The sequence below is a fragment of the Flavihumibacter fluminis genome (assembly GCF_021491375.1).
Taxonomy (GTDB): domain Bacteria; phylum Bacteroidota; class Bacteroidia; order Chitinophagales; family Chitinophagaceae; genus Flavihumibacter; species Flavihumibacter fluminis.
The window spans coordinates 1-1,904 of the sequence record NZ_JAKEVY010000013.1 but is presented as its reverse complement, the minus strand read 5'-3'; the positions used below and the strand labels follow the sequence as shown (position 1 = coordinate 1,904).

The 1,904-nt window shown below is 46.7% G+C and carries 1 protein-coding gene; it reads right to left on the bottom strand.

Annotated elements, in window-relative coordinates; all coding sequences use genetic code 11:
- Window positions 1-84 precede the first annotated feature (84 nt).
- On the bottom strand, window positions 85-1,347 hold the full coding sequence (gene ltrA, locus L0U88_RS20695; RefSeq protein WP_234868771.1) for a group II intron reverse transcriptase/maturase: 1,263 nt from the start codon (window positions 1,345-1,347) through the stop codon (window positions 85-87).
- Window positions 1,348-1,904 lie beyond the last annotated feature (557 nt).

Sequence of the window (1,904 nt, the reverse complement as noted above, 5' to 3'; positions counted from 1 at the left end):
AATAGAGTAGGAAGATAGCAAACAATTTGTTTGCTATCTGTCCTCTCACACCACCGTACGTACCGTTCGGTATACGGCGGTTCCTTAATTTAGTTTCCGCGCAGCCAGATAGCAGTCCGTCAAAAAGAGGTAGCCAGCTTCCGACAGTTTTTCGTTGGACACCGATACCTGTAATACCCAACTTCCGGCCAGATGCCAGTATCCGAGGCGCGAGTTGGCATGTTCCCATGCCTTTGACCGATTAATGCCTAGCTTCATCAGATGACGATATCGGGTCCTGACCAGTTTCCATTGTTTCCAAAGAACCATTCTCAGGCGTCTGCGATACCATTCATCAGTCTTAAGCAGTAGCTTTTTCATGTCCGCGTACCGGAAGTAGTTAATCCAGCCTGTGATATACAGTCTGAGCGATTCTTTCCGTCTCGCATTTCCCCATCCATTGCTTCGCGACGTCAGTTCCCTGAGCTTGTTGTGCATCTTCTCCACACTCTTCGGGTGGATACGTAAGCGCCCTTCCCCCTTTATTTTATAAAAGGAGTAACCGAGGAACTTTACTTTCGTGATGTAGGAAACGGTACTTTTCTGCCGATTTACCTTCAGGTATAATCTCCTTTCAATATACCTCGTGACGCTTTCCATTGTCCTGGCTGCTCCTCGTTGGCTTTTGCAAAAGATAACCAGATCATCTGCATAGCGAACAAAACGATGGCCGCGGGACTCGAGTTCCCTGTCCAGTTCGTTGAGCATAATATTGCTCAGCAGCGGACTCAACGGGCCGCCTTGTGGTACACCTGTGGTGGTGGTCTCAAACTTATTCGCAGCGATTACACCTGCCTGAAGATATTTATGGATCAAAGAGACAACTCTTCCATCCCTGATCGTCTTCGATAGTACTTCAATCAGTTTACTCTGATTGACCGTATCAAAGAACTTCTCCAAATCAAGATCTACAACATTTTCGTAGCCTTCGGTTATATACTGTTGGCATCGTTGTAAAGCCTGATGGCTGCTGCGTTTTGGCCTGAACCCATAACTGTGGGGAGAAAACTGTTTGTCGTAAATCGGTGAAAGTATTTGGGCTATTGCCTGTTGTATCACGCGGTCGACTACAGTAGGAATGCCAAGCTGCCTTTGCTTGCCCTCCTCTTTGGGTATTAGTACCCGGCGGACTGGATTGGGCCGGTAGTTACCGGCTAGTATAGATGCTATTAACACCTCCTTTTGGTCAATGAGATAATCTTTTAACGATTCGACTTCCATCTCATCTACGCCTCCTGCACCTTTGTTACGCAACACTCTTCTATAGGCTGCATTCAAATTTGCAGGAGACAGGATTTGTTCCAACATTCCATACCCTGTTTGCACTAAACTGGTAAGGTTGTTTTCAGTTATCCACATGGAAGTCTGCACTCCTACATAGTCTTCGGATGCTGTCCTATCTTTCTGTAGGCAGTTATCTGACGATAGTTTCTGCTTTCTACCCTTCATGTGGTAACATTCATTTACTACTTACTTCTTAAGGTTCAGCCCTTCCAACAAGGTCGTTTGTTGTACTATGGCTTCTGCTGACTTCTCACAGCAAATCTTGTTTCAACCGTGCTTCATACCTTTTGTTTCCACACGTCTGTGAGATCTCCCATGGTAAAACGCCAGACTTTCATTCCATCTACCCGCACCATTTACAGTGTTGTGCCCGTGTAATCTTTGGACTTTGCTTTGTTTTGCAAGCTCATCCACACAACTTCTGCCTGATAGTGTTCGTGTTCCTCGGGCCGGAACTTTGCCGCCAGCTTCCTTCAGATTCTACCTCGCGATAGACACCCTTGCTCTTGGCTAATGGTTGGCGATTACATACCCCCATAACGGACTTGCACCGTCGAGTCTGACGCCATGCATGGCGCACA

Coding starts and splice junctions, on each gene's coding strand:
- ltrA (WP_234868771.1), bottom strand. CDS start 1,347: ATGTTGGAACAAATCCTGTCTCCTGCAAATTTGAATGCAGCCTATAGA.